We start from the raw sequence: 21,486 nt of genomic DNA, 5'->3' as shown, positions 1-21,486 counted from the left end.
GGGAGTCTGCACTGGCTTACTGCGGCAGGCGGAAGTGCTCGACGAAATCGCTGAACACGCGCGCGGACAGGGCTGCGTCCTCGGCGGTCATGGTTTCGGTGGGATGGTGGCTGATGCCGCCGTTGCCGCAGCGCACAAACAGCATGGCGACGTCGGCGATGGCGGCAATGGCCATGGCGTCGTGGCCGGCGCCCGACGGCAGGTGGCGCACCGGCACGCCCTGGCGGGCAATCGCGGCGGCCCATTGCTCTTGCAGCCACGGGGCACACGGCACACTCTTCGCCTCGTGGGTCTTGCGCACTTGCGCGCGCACGTTGCGGCGCGCGCACACACGCTCGATCTCGGCCAGCACGTCGTTGGCGGCGGCCTCGCGCTCGGCATCAATGCCCGAGCGGATGTCGATGGAGAACACCGCATGGCCGGGCACCACGTTGGTGGCGCCGTTGGGCACGTTGAACTGGCCGACCGTGCCGACCAGGCCCGGCTTGCCGCCGCAGCGCTTCTCGATATACAGGCCGATCTCGGCCCCGGCCATGGCGGCGTCGCGGCGCATGTCCATCGGCACCGTGCCGGCGTGGCCGGCCAGGCCTTCGAGCTCGACGATAAAGCGGGTGGCGCCGGAGATGGCGGTCACCACGCCCACCGGCAGGTTTTCATTGAGCAGCACCGGACCTTGCTCGATATGGACTTCGATGAAGGCCGCGACCTGGCTGCGGTCATGCCTGGCGGCGGGCAAGGCAGCGGGGTCGAAACCGGCCTCGCGCATCACCTGGCGCATGGTCTTGCCGCTGTCGTCGACGTTGTCCAGCACGTTGTTGTCGAAGGTGCCGGCGATGGCGCGGCTGCCCAGCAGCGTGGCCTTGAAGCGCACGCCCTCTTCCTCGGCAAAGCCGACCACCTCGATCGCAAACGGGAAGCGCTTGCCCTGGCGGTTCCATTCGGCCACGCACGCGGTCGGCAGGATCACGCCGAGGTTGCCGTCATAGCGGCCGCCGTCGCGCACGGTGTCGAAGTGCGAACCGGTCAGCAGCGCTGGCGCGTCGGGCGTGGTGCCCTCATAGCGGCCGATCACGTTGCCGGCGGCGTCGCGCCGCACCGTCATGCCGGCCTGCTGCATCCATTCGGTCAGCTGCGCGGCGGCGCCGTGGTGGGCCTCGGTCAGGTAGGTACGGGTGAGCATGCCGGGCTGCTCGGTGTGGACGGCCAGGGCGTCGGCCCAGGCCATGATGCGCGTGCCAGTCTCTGCGGCGGACGGCGACGGATTTGCTGCCATGCGTTGTCTCCTGCTGGAAGTGCGTGAACGCCGCGGCGGGTGGTCCGGCAAGGCCCGCCGGTGTCTGCCGCTAGGCCTGCCGGCGCGGGCGGGGCGCCCGGGCCGAAGCTCTATTCTGTGCGATTCATGTTAGCACAGTGAATTCAAAAATTGCATACAAAAATGATATGCACTATATTCGCTTCTACGTTCAGACAATTTGCCGCGGACAATCCGGTCCGCACAGGCGATTGCGTGGATTCCGCCTCAACAGGGGGGCTATCCGCGAGGTGGCGCGCTCCCGACCCGGAAGCCCCGCACGGAACGTAAGGCCGGCAGCCACCCGCCAGTAGAGCAGTACGGGGCCGCCGGTGATTCCTGGATCAGATGGGCCAGCCAGCACCAGCCAATGCACAGGCGCCGGACCGGCCCGGTACGGAGACAACCATGCAGCATGCAGTTCCCTCGCAGCCCCGCCCCGGCACCCCCCAGCCCCGTTTGCATACCCGCTTCACCCGTTCGCTGTTTGGCCAGGTGCTGATTGCCCTGGTGATTGGCACGGCACTCGGCCTGGCATTCCCCGAGTTCGCCGCCAAGCTCAAGCCGCTTGGCGATGCCTTTATCAAGCTGATCAAGATGCTGATCGGCCCGATCGTATTCTGCGTGGTGGTGGCCGGCATCTGCGGTGCGGGCGAGCTGAAGAAGGTCGGCCGCGTCGGCATCAAGGCGGTGGTGTACTTCGAGATCGTCACCACCATCGCGCTGGCGCTTGGCATCCTGCTGGCCTATGTGTTCCAGCCCGGCGTCGGCATGAATGTCGACCCGCGTTCGCTCGATGCGTCGGCCATCGCCGGCTATATCGACAATGCCACCAAGGTGAAGGACCAGGGCACCGTCGATTTCCTGCTCAAGCTGATCCCCAATACCGTGTTCGGTGCCTTTGCCAATGGCGACGTGCTGCAGGTACTGGTGGTATCGATCCTGTTCGGCTGCGCGCTGTCGCTGGTGGGTGAGCCGGGCCGGCCGCTGGTCAGGCTGATCGATACCTTCTCGCACACGCTGTTCAAGATGATGGGCTTCATCATCAAGCTGGCGCCGCTGGGCGTGCTGGGCGCGGTGGCCTTTACCGTGGGCAAGTACGGCATCGGCTCGCTCAAGCAGTTGGGCTTCCTGGTGTTCCTGTTCTACGGCGCGGTGGCCATCTTCGTGCTGGTGGTGCTGGGCACGATCATGCGCGTGTGCGGTTTCTCGGTGATCAAGCTGATCCGCTACCTGCGCGCCGAGCTGCTGGTGGTGCTGGGCACGGCCTCGTCCGACAGCGTGCTGCCGCAGGTGATGAAGAAGCTGGAGTTCATGGGCATCAAGAAGTCGGTGGTGGGCCTGGTGATCCCGACCGGCTACTCGTTCAACCTGGATGCGTTCTCGATCTACCTGACGCTGGCCGCGGTGTTTATCGCGCAGGCGACCAACACGCCGCTGGCGCTGGGCGACCTGCTTGGCATCCTGGCGGTGGCGCTGGTCACCTCCAAGGGCGCGCACGGCATCCCCGGCTCGGCCATCGTGATCCTGGCGGCAACGCTGTCGGCGCACCCGGCGATTCCGGCGATCGGGCTGGTGCTGGTGTTGTCGGTGGACTGGTTCATCGGCATCGCCCGCGCGCTCGGCAACCTGATCGGCAACTGCGTGGCCACCGTGGTGGTGGCCGCCTGGGAGAAGGATATCGACCGCGAACGGGCCCATGGCGTGCTCAACGGCACCATTGAAGCGACCGACCTGGATGCGGGTCTGGCCGCGATGGCGGAGGACGGCGTGGACGCCGGATCTCCGGTCGCCGTGCCAGGGCGATAGAATCACGCATCTCCCCAACCGCGCAGCCTCTGCGCAAGTGCGCTGCCATGCCCGAGCATATCGATCCTGACATGACCGCCGAGGCGATCGCCGAAGACATAGTCGCGGCCATCGTTTCGCACCGCCTGCCGCCCGGCACCAAGCTGCGCGAGGAGGCCCTGGCCAGTGTCTACCGCGTCAGCCGCACCAAGGTGCGCGCGGCGCTGCTGATGCTGTCCAAGGACAAGGTCATCCAGATCGTGCCGGACAAGGGCGCCTTCGTGGCCAAGCCCAGCGCCGAAGAGGCGCGCGAGGTCTTCGCGGTGCGCCGCATCCTGGAAGCGGCGCTGGCGCGCGAGTTCGTCGCCAAGGCGACGCCCGCCGACTACAAGCGGATTGACAAGCACCTGGCGGCCGAGCGCAAGGCGCTGACGGGCAACGATGCGCAGGTGCGCACCCGGCTGCTGGGCGACTTCCATATCGTGCTGGCCGAGGTGGTCGGCAACGGCGTGCTGACCGAGATGATGCGCGAGCTGTCGACGCGCAGCGCGGTCATCACCATGCTGTACCAGTCGCGCCGCGACGCGGCCTGCTCCTCCGACGAGCACCGCGAATTCATCGAGGCCGCCCGCGCCGGCGATGTCGAGCGGGCCGTCGCGCTGATGGTGGACCACCTGGGCCACGTGGAAGGTGCGCTGCATTTCGAGGAAACCGCGCCGGTGTCGCGCGGCAAGGACCTGGTGACCGCGCTGCTCGCGTAGGCGTCCGCTTGATGTGAGTCAAAGCGGCCCCAGCCGCCCACGCGCACACTTGACCCCGCCATGAAGACGCGGGGGCGCACTTCATGAGCACTCCGCCTTCCGGCACCTCATCGTCGGAAGGCTGCCCGCACGCTGCAACGGTGTGCGGGCTTTCTTTTTTCTGAGGACTGGGTTTTGCGCTGCGGAATGGCGCCCTGTCCCGCCCCTTCGCCGCCACGCTGGCGCACCCGTTTTTCCCTTTCCCGCCAGCTAGTTGCAGCCCCCGGACGGCATTCCCGGCGCCGCCATTGTTGCGTCCGCGGCGGCCGGCATTGCCGGCAATACGCGAAATCGAATCCCGGCTTCGGGTTAGGATGCCGGAGGCCAGAGGCCAGAGGCCAGAGGCCGGCGCCGCCCCCGCAGCATCGGGGGCGGACGCACACCAGAACAGAAACATGGAGACCGTCATGCGCCATCGCGCGATACCTGCCGTGCAGCCACGCCGCCGGCGCTAGCCCTCCCCTGCATTTCGCCCCGCCACGGTTCTGCCCGACGCCGGATCGCGGCCCGCATCGCCTGACCATCGATCGAGAGGACTTCCCATGCCCAGTGCCTTCCGCCCCGACGCCTTTGCCGGCAAGACCGTATTCGTCGCCGGCGCCTCCTCCGGCATCAACCTCGGCATCGCGCACGGCTTCGCGCGCGCCGGGGCGAAGCTGGCGCTGATCAGCCGCACCGCCGAGCGCATCCAGGCCGCCGCCGACACCATCACCGCGGCCGGCGGCACCGCCATCGGCATGGCCGCCGACGTGCGCGACTATCCCGCCGTGGAAGCGGCCTTCGCGCGCGCCCAGGACGAACTGGGGCCGATCGACGTGGTGATCTCCGGCGCCGCAGGCAACTTCCTCGCGCCCGTGGTCGGCATGTCGGCCAATGCCTTCAAGACCGTGGTCGATATCGACCTGCTCGGCACCTTCAACGTGTTCCGCGCCAGCTTCGACCACCTGGCCAAGCCGGGTGCATCGCTGATCGCCATCACCGCGCCGCAGGCGGTCAACGCCATGATGTTCCAGGCCCATGCCTGCGCCGCCAAGGCCGGCATCAACATGCTGATCAAGTGCCTGGCGATGGAATGGGGCCCGGCCGGCGTGCGCGTGAACGGCATCTCGCCCGGGCCGATCGCCGACACCGAAGGCATGGCGCGGCTGGCGCCCACGCCCGAGATGGAGGCGCGCTACAAGGCCCGCCTGGCGCTGCGCGACTACGGCACCAAGGACGATATCGCCGATGCCGCGATGTACCTGAGCAGCGACAACGCGCACTACGTCACCGGCACCATCCTCGACTGCGACGGCGGCAGCAAGCTGGGCGACGCCTCGGCCGATGCGCTGAAGAAGCCGCAGTAAATCACCGTACCGAATACCGACCACGAGACCAGGAGACCCCCCATGACGGCATCCGTCCTCTATCAAGCCAGCGAAGGCGTGGCCACGCTGACCCTGAACCGCCCGGACGTGCTCAACGCAATGAACGGCGACCTGATGCGCGAGCTGCGCGAGGGCGTTGAGCGCGCCGCCGGCGACGCCGGCGTGCGCGCCGTGCTGATCACCGGCGCGGGCCGCGGCTTCTGCGCCGGCGCCGACCTGGCCGCGCGCGGCAAGGATGGCATCACCGATTCCGGCACGCTGCTACGCGAGCGCTACCACCCGATCATCATGGCGCTGCGCCAGATGCCCAAGCCGGTCGTCACCGCGGTCAACGGCGTGGCCGCCGGTGCCGGCATGAGCCTGGCGCTGGCGGGCGACGTGGTGCTGGCGGCTCGCTCGGCCAGCTTCCTGCAGGCCTTCTCCAAGATCGGCCTGGTCCCGGACGCCGGCAGCACCTACTTCGTGCCGCGCTATGCCGGCGAGATGCGCGCCCGCGCGCTGGCCATCCTGGCCGAAAAGATCGATGCCGAGGAGGCCCAGCGCATCGGCCTGGTGTGGAAGGTCCACGCCGACGACGCGCTGCAGGACGAGGCCGGCAAGCTGGCCCGCCACCTGGCCACCATGCCGACCATGGCCTACGGCATGATCAAGGAAGCCCTCAACCAGAGCTTCGACAACGACCTGGCCGCGCAGCTCGAAGTGGAAGCCACGCTGCAGTCGCGTGCCAGCCGCAGCGATGACTGCAAGGAAGGCGTGGCCGCCTTCATGGAGAAGCGCAAGCCGCAGTTCAAGGGCCGTTGAGCACCCACATCATAAGGAGCCAGCGCATGAGCGCCAGCAGCAACGAACGTATCCTCGTCACCATCGAAGACGGCGTCGCCGACGTCCGCCTGAACCGCCCCGACAAGATGAACGCGCTCGACCAGGCCATGTTCGACGCACTGATCGAGACCGGCGAGCAACTGGCGCGCATGCCCGACCTGCGCGCCGTGGTCCTGTCAGGCGAAGGCCGCGCCTTCTGCGCGGGGCTGGACATGGGCAGCATGGCGGGCATGTTGTCGGACGGTGGCGGCGAATCCCACAACGACAGCATCGGCGCGGGCCGCCTCGGCAAGCGTACCCACGGCATGTCCAATCGCCCGCAGTACGCGTGCATGGTCTGGCGCGAGCTGCCGGTGCCGGTCTTCGCGGCGGTGCACGGCGTGGCTTTCGGCGGCGGGCTACAGGTGGCGCTGGGGGCGGACGTACGCTACCTCGCGCCCGATACCAGGCTGTCGGTTATGGAAATGAAGTGGGGGCTGGTGCCCGACATGGCCGGCATGGTGCTCACGCGCGGCCTGGTGCGCCCCGACGTGCTGCGCGAGCTGATCTACAGCGCGCGCGTGCTGAGCGGCACCGAAGCCTGCGAACTGGGCCTTGGCACCTACCTGGCCGACGACCCGCGCGCCGCGGCGCTGGAAGCCGCGCGCCAAGTGGCACAGAAGAACCCGGATGCGATCCGTGCGGCCAAGCGCCTGATGGCGGTGGTGGAGCGCGGCGACAATGCCGCCATCCTGCAGGCCGAGTCCGATGAGCAGGACCGGCTGGTCGGCTCGCCCAACCAGCGCGAGGCAGTGCTGGCCAATATGCAGAAGCGCGCGCCGCGCTTCGAGCCGGCGGGCTGAAGCAACGCGCTCAGTGGTGGCGCCGTCGGCGCCACCACAGCACATAGACCGCCACGTTGACCGCCAGCACCACCGCGCCGAGCCACAGTTGCACCGCCGGCGTAAGCCCGGCCGGATAGATCAGCGGCAACAGGTAGCGCTCGACAAAACCGCCGCTGTAGCCCGCCTGCCCGGCAGCCTGGCGCAGCGTGTTTTCCAGCGGCGTCAGCGGGCAGATCCAGCCGGACCATTCGATCAGCACGCCCCATGCCGCCGCGGGCAGGTGCAGCCATGCGACACGCGGCCATCGCAATACCAGCAGTCCGCCCGCCACCACGAACAGGATAAACAGCCCGTGCACGATGACCACCAGGTCGGCCAGCCAGGCTGTGATCGGCATCGCGCTCGGCGGCGGCCTCAGTTGCCGCCCGCCGTGTCCATCCAGTAGCCCGGGCGCGCGAACTGCGCCTTCAGGTGCTCGATGAAGAAACGAATCTTGGCCGGCACCGGGCGCTGCTGCGGGTACACGGCAAGGATGTCGTAGGCCGGCAGCGCGTATTCGTCCAGCACCGTGATCAGCTCGCCGCTCTCCAGCTGCGGCAGGATCTCCCAGGTCGAGCGCCAGCCCAGGCCCAGGCCCTCGCCGGTCCAGCGGTGCAGCAGCTCGCCGTCGTTGCAGTCCAGGTTGCCGTTGACGCGCACGGTCACGGTCTTGCCGTTCTGGCTGAAGTACCAGCCGCGCTGCTGGCCGCCCTGCAGGTTGAACGCCAGGCAGTTGTGCTGGGCCAGGTCGTCCAGCGTCTGCGGCACGCCGTACCTGGCAAAGTACGCCGGCGTGCCGCACACCACGCGCTTGTTCGACGCCAGCTTGATCGCGACAAAGTTCGGGTCGATGGCGCCGCCGATGCGGATGCCGACGTCATAGCCTTCGCGCACCAGGTCGACCACGCGGTCGGTCAGGTTGAATGAGATCTGCACTTCCGGGTTGGCCGAGAGGAACGCCGGCGCGTGCGGTGCCACGTGCTTGCGCCCGAACGCCGCCGGTGCCGAAACGATCAGGTGGCCGGTGGCCTTGTGCTTGCCTTCGGCAATCAGCATCTCGGCGCGGTCCAGGTCGGCCAGCGCCTTCTTGCACTGCTCCATGAACACCGCGCCCTGCTCGGTCACGGCAATGCGGCGCGTGGACCGGTGCAGCAGCTTGACGCCGATGCGGGCTTCCAGCGCGTTGATGCGGCGGCCGATCATCACCGGCGTCACGTTCTGCGTGAGCGCCGCGGCCGCCATGCTGCCGTGCTCCACCACGGCGATAAAGGCTTCGATTTGCTTGAGTTTGTCCATCGGATATTCGTCTCCCGGGCGCCATTGTGCGGCATCCCCGGGGATGTGACATCCCTGCGCGGCTGATGGGCAGGATCGCGGCATCCGCATACGGCCGCGTCAGCGCCGCTGCCAGGGGCACGCCGCGTCACCCGGCGCCGGTGCGGAATCAGCCGCCCGGAGCCGCCCGCGCCCTGACCTGCGCGTTCATCTCGGCCGCTTCGCCCAGCACATGGGCCAGCCGCCGCAGCGGGCGGCTGCATTGCACATGCAGGTACAGGTAGCAGGCCGCGCCGGTCACCACCATCACGCCGTAGATCCACAGCAGCGCCCCGGCCATGGCCTGCTGACGCGGCAGCGCGGCCACCACGGCCGCGGCCGGCGCCAGTGCCAGCAGCATTGCCACGGTGCGCGCAGCACCTTCCCACAACCGCAGTTGCAACACCACGCGCCGCTGGCGCGCCTGCAGCTGCGGCGGCGGGATGCGCGCCAGCCGGCGCAGCAGCGCATCCTCGGCCACACTGTGGCGGTCCATCTCGGCGGCCTGCCAGCGCAGCGGATGGCGCAGCCTGGCCAGCACGGTGCCGGCGCGCGTGAGTCCGGCGCCGACATAGCAGGCGGCGGACAGGGCCAGCAGCGCCTCGAAGGTCCGCAGCGACCACGGCGGCACCGGGTGCTTCAGCCACAGCCGCCAGACGGCCAGGGCCGCGCCGCTCAGGATGGTCGCGACCAGCGCCGCGATAAAGCCCACCCACAGCGCGCGCCCGAGGCGGCCGCCCTGCGCCGCACGGTCGGCGGCCGGCCCGGGCGGGGCGGCGGCAAGCGCTTCAAGCAGTTCGTAGGTAGACGGCAGCCTGGAATACATGATCGGCCCGGATGGCGAGGAATCCCGCCATTTTGCCGCACTGCGCTGCGGCGGCCGGCCGGCGCCGGCCCGTACCCACCGCTGCGCTGCGTGCCCGCACCGTCACACCACATATCCAATTGCGTACCCCGGCGTACCCCCGCCGACCGTCCGATCGAGCTTCCAAGGCGATATTGCGTACCCCAGGTATCGAATCAACTGATCTCCCTTCTGTTTATCCCACCCTGCCTGCGGGAATAGGATCGACTCCAACGGAATTCACACCATCACTGGAGACAAGATCATGGCAAAGATGAGAGCAATCGACGCGGCAATCGCCGTGCTGGAGAAGGAAGGCGTGACCACGGCATTCGGCGTGCCGGGCGCGGCAATCAACCCGTTCTACTCGGCAATGCGCAAGTCGGGCAACATCAACCACGTGCTGGCCCGCCACGTCGAGGGCGCCTCGCACATGGCCGAAGGCTACACCCGTGCCGAGCCGGGCAACATCGGCGTCTGCGTCGGCACCTCGGGCCCCGCCGGCACCGACATGATCACCGGCCTGTACTCGGCCTGGGCCGATTCGATCCCCATCCTCTGCATTACCGGCCAGGCCCCGCGCGCCCGCCTGTACAAGGAAGACTTCCAGGCCGTCGATATCGAATCGATCGCCAAGCCCGTGACCAAGTGGGCCGTGACCGTGCGCGAGCCGGCACTGGTGCCGCAAGTGTTCCAGCAAGCCTTCCACATCATGCGTTCGGGCCGCCCGGGTCCGGTGCTGATCGACCTGCCGTTCGACGTGCAGGTGGCCGAGATCGAATTCGATGTCGACACCTACCAGTCGCTGCAGCCGTACAAGCCGGCTGCCTCGCGCGCCCAGATCGAGAAGGCCATCTCGATGCTGAACGCGGCCGAGCGCCCGCTGATCGTGTGCGGCGGCGGCGTGATCAACGCCGACGCGGCGGAACTGCTGGTCGAGTTCGCCGAACTGGTCAACGTGCCGGTGGTGCCGACCCTGATGGGCTGGGGCGTGCTGGCCGACGACCACCCGCTGCAAGCCGGCATGGTCGGCCTGCAGACCTCGCACCGCTATGGCAACGCCACGCTGCTGGCTTCGGACTTCGTGATGGGCATCGGCAACCGCTGGGCCAACCGCCACACCGGCAGCGTCGATGTCTACACCAAGGGCCGCAAGTTCGTGCACGTCGATATCGAGCCCACCCAGATCGGCCGCGTGTTCGGCCCGGACCTGGGCATCGTGTCGGACGCCAAGGCCGCGCTGGAACTGTTCGTCGAAGTTGCCCGCGAAATGAAGATGGCCGGCCGCCTGCCGTGCCGCAAGTCGTGGGTGGCCGACGTGCAGAAGCGCCGCCGCACCATGCAGCGCAAGAGCGACTTCGACAACGTGCCGGTCAAGCCGCAGCGCGTGTACCGCGAGATGAACCAGTACTTCCCGCGCGACGTGCGCTACGTCAGCACCATCGGCCTGTCGCAGATCGCCGCGGCGCAGTTCCTGTCGGTCAATGAGCCGCGCCACTGGATCAACTGCGGCCAGGCCGGCCCGCTGGGCTGGACCATCCCGGCCGCGATCGGCGTGAAGACCGCCTCGCCGGATTCGGATGTGGTGGCGATCTCGGGCGACTACGACTTCCAGTTCATGATCGAAGAGCTGGCCGTGGCCGCGCAGTTCAAGGTGCCGTACATCCACGTGGTGGTGAACAACTCCTACCTCGGCCTGATCCGCCAGGCGCAGCGCAACTTCGAGATGGACTACTGCGTGCAGCTGGCCTTCGACAACGTCAACTCGCCCGAACTGAACGGCTATGGCGTGGACCACGTCAAGGTGGTCGAAGGCCTGGGCTGCAAGGCGATCCGCGTGTTCAAGCCGGAAGACATCGCTCCGGCCTTCGCCGAAGCGCGCGACCTGATGGCCGAATTCTCGGTGCCGGTGGTGGTCGAGGTGATCCTGGAGCGCGTGACCAATATCGCGATGGGCACCGAGATCGACAACGTCAACGAGTTCGAGCCGATCGAAGACCTCGAGGACATCGAGGAAGCGATCCTGAAGGAAGAAGTGGAAACGGCGTAAGCAGCACCATTCCAACATGGAAGCGCGGGCTACGGCCCGCGCAAATCCAGCGCCCCTGCATCACCGGTTCTGCACCGGCAGAACGACAACACAACTAAACCGGAGAGACTCATGACTAAACTTGCGGCCAACCTCACCATGCTGTTCAACGAAGTGGGGTTTCTCGACCGCTTCGAAGCCGCCGCGCGCGCGGGCTTCCGCGGCGTGGAATTCCTCTTCCCCTATGCCTTCCACGCGGACCAGATCGCTGACCGCCTGAACCGCTTCCAGCTGGACCTGGTGCTGCACAACCTGCCCGCCGGCAAGTGGGAAGCGGGCGAGCGCGGCATTGCCTGCCACCCGGACCGCGTCGGCGAGTTCCAGGACGGCGTGGGCGAGGCCATCAAGTACGCCAAGGTGCTGGGCGTGCGCCAGCTGAACTGCCTGGTCGGCATCCAGCCGCAGAACGTCAAGCGCGAGCAGGCCCAGGAAACGCTGGTGGAAAACCTGCGCTTCGCCGCCAGCGCGCTCGCCGCCGAGCATATCGACCTGCTGGTCGAGCCGATTAACACCTTCGACATCCCCGGCTTCTTCCTGTCGCGCACGCAGCAGGCAGTGGACCTGATCAACCAGGTCAATGCGCCCAACCTGTACGTGCAGTACGACATCTACCACATGCAGCGGATGGAGGGCGAGATCGCCAACACCATCAAGGCCAACCTGCCGAAGATCAAGCACGTGCAGCTGGCCGACAACCCGGGCCGCAATGAACCGGGGACCGGCGAGCTGAACTACCACTTCCTGTTCAAGTTCCTGGACGAGATCGGCTACAAGGGCTGGATCGGCTGCGAGTACAAGCCGAAGACCACCACCGAAGCCGGCCTGGGCTGGCGCGCCGAACACGGCGTGCAGTAACGGGTTACCACCTACGCCAACCAAGACAGACTTAATCTCATTCAAGGAGACATCAACATGGCAAACCAACGCAACGTCGGCTTCATCGGCCTGGGCATCATGGGCGCACCGATGGCGGGCCACCTGCGCGCCGCCGGCCACACGCTGTTCGTGCATGACGTCAACCCGGCCCCGCAAGCGCTGGTCGATGCAGGCGTGACCGTCTGCACCAGCGCCGAGGAAGTCGCCAAGCGTGCCGACATCATCGTCATCATGGTGCCGGACACCCCGCACGTGGAAGCCGTGCTGTTCAGCGAAAAGGGCGTGGCCGCCGCGTTCAAGGCCGCCGGCAAGGAAGCCAGCCACAGCAAGATCGTGGTCGACATGAGCTCGATCTCGCCGATCGCCACCAAGGACTTCGCCGCGCGCATCAACAAGCTGGGCGCCTCGTACTTGGACGCGCCGGTGTCGGGCGGTGAAGTGGGCGCCAAGGCCGCTTCGCTGACGATCATGGTCGGTGGCCCGCAGGAAGCCTATGACCAGGTCAAGCCGCTGTTCGACCTGATGGGCAAGAACGTCACGCTGGTCGGTGGCAACGGTGACGGCCAGACCACCAAGGTGGCCAACCAGATCATCGTCGCGCTGAACATCCAGGCCGTGTCCGAAGCCCTGCTGTTCGCCTCCAAGGCGGGCGCCGATCCGGCCAAGGTGCGCCAGGCGCTAATGGGCGGCTTTGCGGCCTCGCGCATCCTGGAAGTGCACGGCGAGCGCATGGTCAAGCGCACCTTCGACCCGGGCTTCCGCATCGAGCTGCACCAGAAGGACCTGAACCTGGCGCTGCAGGGTGCCAAGGCCCTGGGCGTGGCACTGCCCAACACCGCCACCGCGCAGGAGCTGTTCAATACCTGCGCCGCCAACGGCCTGGGCAAGCAGGACCATTCGGCCCTGTGCCGCGCGATCGAGATCATGTCTAACCACCAGATCGCCAAGTAAGCAGCAACCAAGTCGTCCCCGCCCTGCGGGGACGACTAGCTTTCCCCGTCAGCACCAGGACTTTTCATGCTCGCCACCGAACCTCAAGCCGCCCTGCTCTCGCCCCAGCGCGCCGCAGCGCATCCCGGACAGTCCGAAGCGCGCGCGTTGCTGCGCGACCTGTTCGATACCGCGGTCGCTTCCGTCAGCGCCAGCCACTGCCTGCCGCCGCACCTGCCCACGCCGCCCAAGGGCCGCACGGTAGTGATCGGCGCCGGCAAGGCCGCTGCCGCGATGGCGCAGGCGGTCGAGGCGAACTGGCAAGGCGAGCTGTCGGGCCTGGTGGTGACGCGCTATGGCCATGGCGCCGAGTGCCAGCGCATTGAAGTGGTGGAAGCCGCGCACCCCGTTCCCGATGAAGCCGGTGCGCGCGCCGCGCAACGCATGGTGGAACTGGTGCAGGGCCTGACCGCCGACGACCTGGTGCTGTGCCTGATCTCCGGCGGCGGCTCGGCCCTGCTTGCCGCGCCAGCACCCGGCCTGACGCTGGCCGACAAGCAGGCCGTCAACAAGGCGCTGCTGCGCAGCGGCGCCAGCATCGGCGAGATGAACTGCGTGCGCAAGCACCTGTCGGCGCTCAAGGGAGGCCGGCTCGCGCTGCACTGCGCACCGGCACGCGTCGAGACGCTGCTGATTTCCGATATCCCCGGCGATGACCCGACCCTGATCGCCAGCGGCCCGACGCTGCCCGACGCGACCACCTGCGCCGACGCGCTGGCCGTCATCGCCAAGTACGGCATTGAAGTCCCCGCCAACGTGCGCGCCCACCTGGAAAGCGGCGCCGGCGAAACGCCCAAGCCCGGCGATGCCCGCTTCGAGGGCCACCGCAACGTGACGCTGGCTACCGCGCAGCAATCGCTGGAAGCCGCGGCCGCGCGCGCGCGTGCACTGGGCTACGAGGCCCATATCCTGTCCGACTGCATCGAAGGCGAAGCCCGCGAAGTGGCCGAAGTGCACGCCGCCATCGCGCGCCAGGTCGCGCAGCGCGGCCAGCCCTTCAGCAAGCCCTGCGTGATCCTTTCCGGCGGCGAGACCACCGTGACCGTGCGCGGCAAGGGCCGCGGCGGGCGCAATGCCGAGTTCCTGCTGGCGCTGGCGGTGGCGCTGGACGGCCTGGCCGGCGTGCACGCGATCGCCGGCGACACCGACGGCATCGACGGCTCCGAGGACAATGCCGGCGCGCTGCTGTCGCCCGACACCCTGACCCGCGCCGCCGCGCGCGGGCTGTCGGCGCGCGCGCACCTGGACAACAACGACGGCTACGGCTTCTTTGCCGGCGTGGACGACCTGATCGTCACCGGCCCGACCCGCACCAACGTGAATGACTTCCGCGCCATCCTGATCGTGTAGGCCTGCAGTCGCCAGCGCAGTACCGCCGTACCGAAGCAGTCGTTCACCTGAACAGCATTACCCGGCGCGCCACGTGGCGCGCCGTCCGAGAATGGAAGAGGAGACATCATGAGACGCCAGCGCAAAGCGAAGATCGTTGCCACGCTTGGACCTGCAAGCACCGACATCGCGGTGATCCGCGAACTGTTCGAGGCGGGCGCCGACGTGTTCCGGCTGAACTTCAGCCACGGCACGCACGAAGACCACCGCGCGCGCTACGACGCCGTGCGCAAGATCGAGGCCGAGACCGGCCGCCCGATCGCGATCCTGGCCGACCTGCAGGGCCCCAAGCTGCGCATCGGCACCTTCGCCGCCGGCAAGGTCGCGGTGCGCGCGGGCGATGTGTTCGTGCTCGACAGCGATCCCACCCCGGGCGACGGCACCCGCGTCTACCTGCCGCACCCCGAACTGTTCGCCGCCGCGCAGCCGGGCCAGTCGCTGCTGATCGATGACGGCAAGGTACGCCTGTCGATCGAAGCGGTGACCACCGGCACCATCACCACGCGCGTGGTCAACAACGGCACGCTGTCCGACCGCAAGGGCGTGAACGTGCCCGACGCCGTGATCCCCATCCCCGCGTTGACCGAGAAGGACCGCAAGGACCTGGACTTCGCGCTGGCGCTTGGCGCTGACTGGATCGGCCTGTCGTTCGTGCAGCGCCCGTCCGACATCGTCGAAGCGCGCGAGATCGTCGGCACCCGTGCCGGCATCCTGTCCAAGATCGAGAAGCCGGCCGCGCTGCAGCAACTCGAAGAGATCGTGCGCGTGTCCGATTCCGTGATGGTGGCGCGCGGCGACCTCGGCGTGGAGTTGCCGCCCGAGCGCGTCCCCGGCGTGCAGAAGCGCATCCTGCGCGTGTGCCGCCAGCTGGGCAAGCCGGTGGTGATCGCCACGCAGATGCTGGAATCGATGATCGACTCGCCGGTCCCGACCCGCGCCGAAGCATCGGACGTGGCCAGCGCCATCTATGAAGGCGCCGACGCGGTAATGCTGTCGGCCGAGTCGGCCAACGGCCGCTACCCGGTGCCGGCGGTGTCGATGATGAACCGCATCGTCACCGAGGTGGAACGCGACCCGCTGTACCGCAATCTGCTCGATGCCCAGCATGAGACCCCGCTGAACACGCGCCAGGATGCCATCTGCGCGGCGCTGCGCGAAGTCACGCAGATCATCGGCGCCGCCGCGACCGTGACCTACACGTCCTCGGGTGCCACCGCGCTGCGCGCCGCGCGCGAGCGGCCGTGCGCGCCGATCGTCAGCATCACGCCGAACCTGGAAATCGCTCGCCGCCTGGCCATTGCCTGGGGCGTCCACTCCACCGTGAGCCCGGATGTGCAGAGCGTGGATGAAATGGTCGAAGCCGCCACGCGCGCGGCGGTGGCCGAAGGCTATGCCGTGCCGGGTGACCAGATCACCATCGCCGCGGGGATGCCGTTCGGGCAAGGCGGGACTACCAACCTGCTGCGCGTGGCTGAAGTTGGCGCCAGCGCGGTGGCAACCGCACCGGCTGCGCGTGAGGCTGCTTTGGCGTAATTGCGCTGTTGCGTTCCCGTCCCGGAACGTTCAGGTCATGACGAAACCGGGTGCAAACCCGGTTTCTTTGTTTTGCCGCACACCGCCTGCGTTGCCCGTCTCCAGGGTGAGTGGGTGGTGTTTTTTTGTTGTGCGCCTGGATGCGGCTGGCTGATGGCGGAAGCAGCACCAACCCCCGGATTGCTATACTGATTGCCACCCCCTGCAACTCAACCCCCCCCAATCCCGGAGCCCTCATGCGCCTAGATGACGAAGCCGAAAGCCAGAACGTTGAAGACCGCCGCGGCGGATTCGGCGGCGGGTTCGGCGCCGGGCCAAAGACCATTGGCATCGGCACGATCGTCATCGCACTGGCAGCGTCCTATTTCTTCGGCATCGACCCGATGCTGATCATGCAGGGCGCCTCGGTGCTGCAAGGCTCCGGCCCGCAGCAGCAGCAGCAGCAGCATCAGGTGAACCGCCCGCCGGCGACGGATCAGATGACGGTGTTCACGCGCAAGGTGCTGGGCAATACCGAGCGCACCTGGCAACACATCTTTGAAACCCAGCTGAACCGCCGCTATGCACCTCCCACGCTGGTGCTGTTCTCCGGCGCCACGCCCACGGCCTGCGGCACCGGCCAGTCGGCGATGGGCCCGTTCTACTGCCCCGGCGACCAGAAGGTCTATATCGACCTGGCTTTCTATGACGAGCTGCGCCAGCGCTTCGGCGCCAGCGGCGACTTTGCCCAGGCCTATGTGATCGCGCACGAGATCGGCCATCATGTGCAGAACCTGCTGGGCGTATCGGACAAGGTCGACAGCGCGCGCCGCCGCATGGGCGAGGCGCAGGCCAACCAGCTGTCGGTGCGCATGGAACTGCAGGCCGACTGCCTGGCGGGTGTCTGGGCCGCCACCGCGCAGCGCGCCAACCAGCAGCTGCTGGAGCCTGGCGATGTCGAAGAAGGCCTGAAGGCCGCCGCCGCGATCGGTGACGACCGTCTGCAGCGCCAGTCGCAGGGATATGTCGTGCCGGAGGCCTTTACCCACGGCTCCAGCGAGCAGCGCGTGCGCTGGCTGCGGCGCGGCATTGAGTCCGGCGATATCCGCAAGTGCGATACCTTCGCCTCGCGCGACCTGTAAGCGCGAACTCCACCCCCGACGTCTGAGGGGTGCCGGCAATGTGACGTTTGCGTTGTCCGGACCCTGTTCCCTGTCTATAATCGCCGGCAAGGCCGCATGACGACGGCCAGTCGCCGGCGTCGATCCTCACCGATCCTTCCTGCCGCAGCGCCGGGTTCTCCCCACAGGACCCCTGCAAGCGCCGCGGTGCACGCCGGCCCCGGTCGACGGGCCACGCGCCCCCTGACCGACAGGCGACCCGACCCGCGGCCAGATCGGCACCATCAGCAACATCGGCCCAGCTTTGCCGCGACTTGCCGCCTCTTGCCGCTGAGCCTTGCGGCGTCTCCACACCCAAGCCGTTCCGTTCCAACCGCACCGGAGCCACGGCCGATCTTCACTTGCCGTGCGCCCGTGCCAGCCCTGACCTGACATGGCGTCGTTTTTTCTGAAGCGCCCGGCGTTTGCCTGGGTGCTGGCCATCCTGACCGTGGTAGCGGGCCTGGTGGCCCTGAACCGCATCCCCATCGCCCAGTACCCGGCGGTGGCGCCGCCCACGGTGATCATCTATGCCGATTACCGGGGTGCGTCCGCGCGCACGGTGGAGGACCGCGTCACCGCGGTGCTGGAGCAGCAGATGCATGGCATCCCCGGCCTGCTTTACCTGGATTCCAGCAGCGAGGGCGGCACCGCCACGGTGACGCTGGGCTTCCGCCAGGGCACCGACCCGCAGCTGGCGCAGGTCAACGTGCGCAACCGCGTGGCGCAGGCCGAGCCCTTGCTGCCCGAGGCGGTGCGCCGCGGCGGCGTCTATGTCGACCAGGCCAGCAGCAGCGCCTTCATGTACGTGTCGCTGGTGTCCGGCAGCGGGCAGCTGGACGAGACCGCGCTGGGCGACTTTGCCGCCGGCTCGGTGCTGCCGCTCCTGCGCCGCCTGCCCGGCATCGGCAAGGCCGAACCGTATGGCGCCGAATACGCGCTGCGGATCTGGTTCGATCCCGACAAGCTGCATGCCTTCAACCTGACCACGGCCGAGGTCGAGGCCGCCATCCGCGCGCGCAACGGCAACGTGACGCCGGGCCAGCTGGGTGCCGCGCCTGCGGTGCCGGGACAGCCGTTCCAGGCGATCGTGCGCCCGCCCGCGCCGATGAGCGATGCACAGGCGTTCGGGCGCATCGTGGTGCGCGCGGCCACCGACGGCTCCGCCGTTCTGCTGCGCGACGTGGCGCGGGTGGAGCTGGCCGCCAGCGACTATCGCTACGGCTCCACGCTCAACACGCGCAATGCCGCGTCGATCGGGCTGAAGCTGGCCGACGGTGCCAACGTGCTGCAGACCTCGCGCACCGTGCGCGCGGCGCTCGATGCCGCCAGCAAGGGCTTTCCGGGCGACGTGCGCTATGAGATATCGTATGACGGCGCCACCTTCGTGCAGGCGTCGATCTCGCGCGTAGTGCTGACGCTGGTCGAAGCCACGGTGCTGGTGTTCCTGATCCTGTACCTGTTCCTGGGCAACCTGCGCGCGACGCTGATCCCATGCATCGTGGTGCCGGTATCGCTGCTGGGCACGGTCGCCTGCCTGTACGCGCTGGGGCTGTCGCTGAACGTGATCACGCTGTTTGGCGTGGTGCTGGCGATCGGCATCCTGGTGGACGACGCCATCGTGGTGGTCGAGAACGTCGAGCGCATCATGCGCACCGACGGCGTGGGCGCGATGGAGGCCGCGGCGCGCTCGATGCGCGAGGTCTCGGGCGCGCTGGTGGCGGTGACGCTGGTGCTGTGCGCGGTGTTCGTGCCGATGGCGTTCTTCGGCAGCGCGGTGGGCGTGATCTACCGGCACTTTGCGGTGACGCTGGCGGTGTCGATCGCGTTCTCGCTGTTCTTTGCGCTGACGCTGGCGCCGGCCATGTGCGCCAGCCTGCTGCGCCACAGCGCGGCGCCGGCGCGCGGGCCGCTGGCCTGGTTCGATGCGCGCTTTGCCGCCTTCACCGGGCGCTATGCCGGCTGGGTGCAGGCGCTGCAGCGCAGGCGGCTGCGCTGGCTGGCGGTCTACCTGGCGTTGACGCTGGCATGCGGCTACGCCTTGTGGAAGATGCCCAGCGGCTTCCTGCCGGAAGAGGATACCGGCGAGATCGTGGTCGATGTCGAGCTGCCCGCCGGCAGCACGCAGGCCGACACGCGCCGGCTGGTGGCCGGGCTGGAACAGTGGATGCGCGACCAGCACTACCCGGTGCATTCGAGCTTTGCCGTGCTGGGCTGGTCCAGCGGCGGCAGCGGCGAGCAGCGCGCCAGCCTGTTTATCGGCCTGACCGACTGGAAGGCGCGCGGGCGCAAGCACACGGCCCAGGCCGTGCTGGAGCGGCTGTCGGCCGGGCTGGAAACCTGGCCGGGACGCGGCGCGGCGCAGCTGTTTGCGTACAACAGCTCGGCGCTGCCCGAACTGGGCAGCATCGGTGGCCTCGACATGCGCCTGGTGGCGCGCCAGCCGGTGGGGCGCGAGGCGCTCTTCGCCGCGCGCGACAAGCTGCTTGAGCGCGCCAGACAAGACCCGGTGCTGGGCGAGGTACGCGCCACCACCGGCCAGCCGGTGCCCGCGCTGGACCTGAAGATCGACTACCGCAAGGCCGAGGCCTTCGGCGTCGATGCCGATACCGTGCACCACACGCTGTCGGCCACGCTGGGCTCGCGCTATATCGACGAAGTCGCGCGCGAGGGCCGCGTGCGGCGCGTGATCCTGCAGGCCGACGCGCCCTTCCGCATGCGGCCGGATCAGCTCGCGCGCGTGCACGTGCGCAACGCACAGGGCGCGATGGTGTCGCTGGCCGCGTTCGCCTCGCTGGAATGGGGACGCGGCGAGGTCACGCTCGAGCGCTTCGACGGCTTCAGCTCGGTGCGCATCAATGCCGAGGTGGCGCCGGGCTACACCACCGGCGCGGCCATGACGCGGCTGGCCGAACTGGTGCGCGAGCTCGGGCCGGAATACGACGTGCGCTGGACCGGGCGCGCCTTCGAACAGGAGCAGACCGGCACGCAGGCGCCGTGGCTGTTCGCGCTGTCGCTGCTGTTTATCTTCCTATGCCTGGTGGCGCTGTATGAAAGCTGGACCCTGCCGCTGGCGGTGATCGCGATCGTGCCGACCGGCCTGATGGGCGCGGCCGCGGCGATCTGGCTGCGCGGCATGCCCAACGACGTCTACTTCAAGGTGGGCGTGGTGGTGATCATGGGGCTGGCGGCCAAGAACGCGATCCTGATCGTCGAATATGCCGAGCAGTTGCGGCGCAGCGGTGCGGGCACCATGGGCGCGGTGGAGGCCGCCACGCGCGCGGCGCGCCAGCGGCTGCGGCCGGTGGTGATGACCTCGCTGGCCTTTGTGCTGGGCGTGGTGCCGCTGGCGATCAGCACCGGCCCGGGCGCGGGTGCGCAGCAGGCGGTCGGCACCGGCGTGCTGGGCGGCATGCTGGGTGCGACGGTGCTGGGTACGCTGGCAGTGCCGCTGCTCTATGCAGCGATCGCGCGCAGGTTACCGCGCGCGCAGCCGGAACCCGGACACGACGCGACCGCCACGCAGCCGCCTTCGGCATGAGGGGCATGCCTGCGCGCTGACGCGGTCACGAGCCGACGGAAGAGAAAAGCGCCTGCCTGGCGAAGAGAGAAGGAGGAGGAGGTCAGCCGGGCAGGCGGGAGAGAAAACTTGCGGCCACCGCAGTGGCCGCACGAGGTCTTTGGGAAGACCTACGAGGATCAGACGCGATAGCCGTACAGGGAACCGTCACCCGAGCGGGAATTGTCGAGCGCACGATCGGCAATATCACCGGTGAAGGTGTGCGTACCTTCGCTGAAGGTATCGAACTTGCCTTGCTTGGAGATCTCGCCACTGAAGCTATGCGAGCCTTCGGTGAAGCTGTCGAACTTGCCGTCGCGGCGCGAACCTTCCGAGTACGGGTCGAAGCGGCCGGTGCGGGCTCCGTCCGTGTACGTATCGAACTTGCCTTGCTTGGCGCCGTCCGTATACACATCGTACTTGCCGGCCTTCAGCGCATCGGCATACACATCAAATTTGCCAACCTTGCTGGCAGCGGGGGCAGCCAACGCCACAGCGGACGCGGCGACAGCCGCGAACACGAGCGCGCCGCCAAGGATACGTCTGGCGATCATTTGGGACTCCTTCAACTGATTTCGTCGTTCTTTCTTGTATGGACCGGGATGAGACTCCGGCCGCTCTGCAATCTATGTTGCGATGCGAGCACGGACTGAAGATTAGTCACAGTCCACGCAAGCAGAAATACCGCTGCGACGAATGGTGCGTTGCGAGTCGTGAAACGACTGGCTTGCCGATGAATGGTGTCGATGGATCGCCAGGCACACGCGGCGCAGGACGCGCCGGCGTGGCCCCGGCAGCACGCCTCAGGCGGCCGGGATGCGG

The 21,486-nt window shown here is 68.1% G+C and carries 17 protein-coding genes; 12 read left to right on the top strand and 5 right to left on the bottom strand.

Going from position 1 to position 21,486, the window contains the following annotated elements; genetic code table 11:
* Window positions 1-16: 16 nt before the first annotated feature.
* Window positions 17-1,273: an allantoate amidohydrolase gene (locus tag AC3WL8_RS21485; protein WP_013958337.1), complete on the bottom strand. Its 1,257-nt coding sequence runs from the start codon at window positions 1,271-1,273 to the stop codon at window positions 17-19.
* 426 nt (window positions 1,274-1,699) lie between these two features.
* Between AC3WL8_RS21485 and AC3WL8_RS21480 the strand changes: the two genes are divergently transcribed.
* From AC3WL8_RS21480 to AC3WL8_RS21460, 5 genes are all read left to right on the top strand, one after another.
* On the top strand, window positions 1,700-3,100 hold the full coding sequence (locus AC3WL8_RS21480; RefSeq protein ID WP_041228234.1) for a C4-dicarboxylate transporter DctA: 1,401 nt from the start codon (window positions 1,700-1,702) through the stop codon (window positions 3,098-3,100).
* 47 nt (window positions 3,101-3,147) lie between these two features.
* A complete protein-coding gene (locus AC3WL8_RS21475; RefSeq protein ID WP_013958339.1) occupies window positions 3,148-3,840 on the top strand; it encodes a GntR family transcriptional regulator in 693 nt (230 codons plus the stop codon).
* 581 nt (window positions 3,841-4,421) lie between these two features.
* Window positions 4,422-5,225, top strand: a complete 804-nt coding sequence (locus AC3WL8_RS21470; protein WP_013958340.1) for an SDR family oxidoreductase — start codon at window positions 4,422-4,424, stop codon at window positions 5,223-5,225.
* 42 nt (window positions 5,226-5,267) lie between these two features.
* Window positions 5,268-6,047, top strand: a complete 780-nt coding sequence (locus AC3WL8_RS21465) for an enoyl-CoA hydratase-related protein (protein ID WP_340530978.1) — start codon at window positions 5,268-5,270, stop codon at window positions 6,045-6,047.
* A gap of 26 nt (window positions 6,048-6,073) precedes the next feature.
* On the top strand, window positions 6,074-6,910 hold the full coding sequence (locus tag AC3WL8_RS21460; protein ID WP_492378769.1) for a crotonase/enoyl-CoA hydratase family protein: 837 nt from the start codon (window positions 6,074-6,076) through the stop codon (window positions 6,908-6,910).
* A 10-nt stretch (window positions 6,911-6,920) separates the two neighbouring features.
* On the opposite strand, the gene AC3WL8_RS21455 is transcribed toward AC3WL8_RS21460, so the two are convergent.
* The 3 genes from AC3WL8_RS21455 to AC3WL8_RS21445 all read right to left on the bottom strand — a co-directional run bounded on the left by AC3WL8_RS21455 (window position 6,921) and on the right by AC3WL8_RS21445 (window position 9,071).
* Entirely contained in the window at window positions 6,921-7,289 is a 369-nt protein-coding gene (locus tag AC3WL8_RS21455; RefSeq protein ID WP_013958343.1) for a DUF2784 domain-containing protein, read from the bottom strand.
* A 17-nt stretch (window positions 7,290-7,306) separates the two neighbouring features.
* Window positions 7,307-8,227 (bottom strand): LysR family transcriptional regulator, encoded by a 921-nt coding sequence (locus tag AC3WL8_RS21450; protein ID WP_010812145.1) that lies wholly within the window; start codon window positions 8,225-8,227, stop codon window positions 7,307-7,309.
* Window positions 8,228-8,375: 148 nt separating this feature from the next.
* On the bottom strand, window positions 8,376-9,071 hold the full coding sequence (locus AC3WL8_RS21445) for a hypothetical protein (protein ID WP_211980407.1): 696 nt from the start codon (window positions 9,069-9,071) through the stop codon (window positions 8,376-8,378).
* A gap of 283 nt (window positions 9,072-9,354) precedes the next feature.
* Between AC3WL8_RS21445 and gcl the strand changes: the two genes are divergently transcribed.
* The 7 genes from gcl to AC3WL8_RS21410 all read left to right on the top strand — a co-directional run bounded on the left by gcl (window position 9,355) and on the right by AC3WL8_RS21410 (window position 20,646).
* A complete protein-coding gene (gene gcl, locus AC3WL8_RS21440) occupies window positions 9,355-11,139 on the top strand; it encodes a glyoxylate carboligase (RefSeq protein WP_013958346.1) in 1,785 nt (594 codons plus the stop codon).
* 111 nt (window positions 11,140-11,250) lie between these two features.
* Window positions 11,251-12,033, top strand: coding sequence for a hydroxypyruvate isomerase (hyi, locus tag AC3WL8_RS21435; RefSeq protein ID WP_013958347.1), 783 nt, complete (start codon window positions 11,251-11,253; stop codon window positions 12,031-12,033).
* A 57-nt stretch (window positions 12,034-12,090) separates the two neighbouring features.
* A complete protein-coding gene (glxR, locus tag AC3WL8_RS21430; protein ID WP_010812149.1) occupies window positions 12,091-13,005 on the top strand; it encodes a 2-hydroxy-3-oxopropionate reductase in 915 nt (304 codons plus the stop codon).
* A 66-nt stretch (window positions 13,006-13,071) separates the two neighbouring features.
* Window positions 13,072-14,394, top strand: coding sequence for a glycerate kinase type-2 family protein (locus AC3WL8_RS21425; protein ID WP_211980408.1), 1,323 nt, complete (start codon window positions 13,072-13,074; stop codon window positions 14,392-14,394).
* 108 nt (window positions 14,395-14,502) lie between these two features.
* Complete coding sequence (gene pyk / locus AC3WL8_RS21420) at window positions 14,503-15,966, top strand: pyruvate kinase (RefSeq protein ID WP_013958349.1); 1,464 nt, start codon at window positions 14,503-14,505, stop codon at window positions 15,964-15,966.
* Between the two features lie 236 nt (window positions 15,967-16,202).
* Window positions 16,203-17,087, top strand: a complete 885-nt coding sequence (gene ypfJ, locus AC3WL8_RS21415; RefSeq protein WP_492378768.1) for a KPN_02809 family neutral zinc metallopeptidase — start codon at window positions 16,203-16,205, stop codon at window positions 17,085-17,087.
* A 412-nt stretch (window positions 17,088-17,499) separates the two neighbouring features.
* Window positions 17,500-20,646, top strand: coding sequence for an efflux RND transporter permease subunit (locus AC3WL8_RS21410; protein ID WP_492378767.1), 3,147 nt, complete (start codon window positions 17,500-17,502; stop codon window positions 20,644-20,646).
* 158 nt (window positions 20,647-20,804) lie between these two features.
* Here AC3WL8_RS21410 and AC3WL8_RS21405 read toward each other — a convergent pair whose 3' ends face one another.
* Window positions 20,805-21,218: a hypothetical protein gene (locus AC3WL8_RS21405; RefSeq protein ID WP_013958352.1), complete on the bottom strand. Its 414-nt coding sequence runs from the start codon at window positions 21,216-21,218 to the stop codon at window positions 20,805-20,807.
* Window positions 21,219-21,486 lie beyond the last annotated feature (268 nt).

It is taken from the genome of Cupriavidus sp. FW305-F7 (genome assembly GCF_058782875.1).
Note: the sequence above shows the minus strand (reverse complement) of the source record. Positions and strands in the feature narration are given on the sequence as shown.